The sequence below is a fragment of the Allobacillus salarius genome (assembly GCF_007559425.1).
GTDB classification, from domain to species: domain Bacteria; phylum Bacillota; class Bacilli; order Bacillales; family Alkalibacillaceae; genus Allobacillus; species Allobacillus salarius.
This window is the reverse complement of the sequence record NZ_VMHE01000062.1, coordinates 1-1,687: the sequence shown is the minus strand read 5'-3', so window position 1 is coordinate 1,687 and position 1,687 is coordinate 1. Positions and strand designations below refer to the sequence as shown.

Below are 1,687 nucleotides of genomic sequence, written 5' to 3'. Positions count from 1 at the left end.
GGTTTCTTGCTTGATTACTATTACCCCCTCCCGTATGGGTGCTGCTTTAGTCTGCATCTTCTGCCCAACCGTATCGAAATATCTCTGTTTCGCACTCTCCAGCCGATGGGAGATGCTATCTCCAACCCAGCTTTCATTCAAATGACTAAGTTCCGGACGAACATAGTCCAACTCTTTTTCCCTAAAGTTGTGAATCTCGCTCCCCGGCTTCACTGCTTGTACATGAATACTTGTTGCTCCCATAAGTTAACATTTTTGTGACAATCGATAACAGCCGGTGACAGCCGGCTGACAGGGGGTTAAGGGGGCTTGTCCCCTTACACACGCACCCTTTAGGGTGCTAGTGTGCTATCACCATACTGCATAGGTGCGAAGTTAGCAAATGTTCTGTAAATGCACAAATAAAGGGGAAAACATTTGGATTTGCGACAATAAAGTACTACCTTTGTTGCTGACCAAACGGTAGCCGACCGATACGGGAGAGTTACCAAAATACAAGCCGCTGGAGTTAATTGACGGACATCCGACATCTCCAGCGGCTTTATTTTTGCCTATCTGCTTCGTCTAGGCATACCAGTACCTCTACTAAAAATGTACTTCAAAGATACTTATTTTCTACCGACTTGATAGTTTTTACCCCATATTCTTGGACATTTTTCCCCCATGAGGTTATCTTTGTAGGGTGAAAGAGAAACCCATAAACGGGGATAGATTGAATGCTGGGAAGCATAAACAATCGGGGTAAGGTTAGCGAACCTTGCCTTTCATCCCCCATTATAACTTTACATAGAGGAACTTTATCTATCCCCCCCCCGCCCCCAAAGGGGGAGCGACCAAACGGCAGCTTCACTCAATGGAGTGTTACAGTTCATCAAAACCAAGTGATAACTGTCGTTTCTCTGCTTCTTCTTTCTTTTGGGCAGCTAAAGTCTTTTTCCGAACGTATGTTTTTGTAAATGAAACCCTATCCCCATTAAAGACAATCAACGGATTAATGAACCAATTATATTCGTTTGGACCTCTTGCTATGATTTCACTTTGTACGAGCTCTGCCAATCCTTTGTATATGGCTTTGTCTGATTTGTATTGGGTGTATTCTAAGCATTTTCGCCTATCGAAAATTATCATATCATTCTTAGGCTTCATGCAAGTTAGAATATACCCGAAAACCCGAATAGCTGATTGTGATAGATTGAAAAAAGCGGCAAAATTCGCAAGGTATAGTTTTGCAAATTGCTCTTCATCTACTTCTATTTGTCGGATAAACGAGGTTTTGAATACTTCTCCTGTATCTGTATCAGCAACAGCAACTACAGCTTTTTTATCACTTCCCGTACTACTTTTGTATTTCTTAACAACGTGATTTTCAATCCCTTCAATTGCTTGTTTCATAAAGGGGTTTTCTTCGTTTTTTTGAAAATCGGTTAATTTGAGTACTTTCTTATTTTCCATAAACATTCTATTTAGGCAAATTTGACTTTCTATATATCGGTGAAAAAGTATAATTTGATTTTCCACAAAGGAATATTTAAATTTCCATTAATACAATAAAAAAGCAAAATATATTTTCCTTTTTAACATCTAATAGGAAAGAGTGACTTTCTAATATGGAAAATCAGATTTTCCAATATGGAAAATACCCTATATTGAGTATCAACTACTTAACTTATTCTATTTCTTAAGTTCT

1 protein-coding gene and 1 pseudogene are annotated in these 1,687 nt (G+C 38.9%); both read right to left on the bottom strand.

Going from position 1 to position 1,687, the window contains the following annotated elements:
• Window positions 1-243 (bottom strand): annotated as a pseudogene (locus FPQ13_RS13680) (hypothetical protein); the annotation flags it as partial.
• Between the two features lie 618 nt (window positions 244-861).
• Window positions 862-1,518 (bottom strand): RepA protein, encoded by a 657-nt coding sequence (locus FPQ13_RS12985; RefSeq protein ID WP_229864727.1) that lies wholly within the window; start codon window positions 1,516-1,518, stop codon window positions 862-864.
• Window positions 1,519-1,687 lie beyond the last annotated feature (169 nt).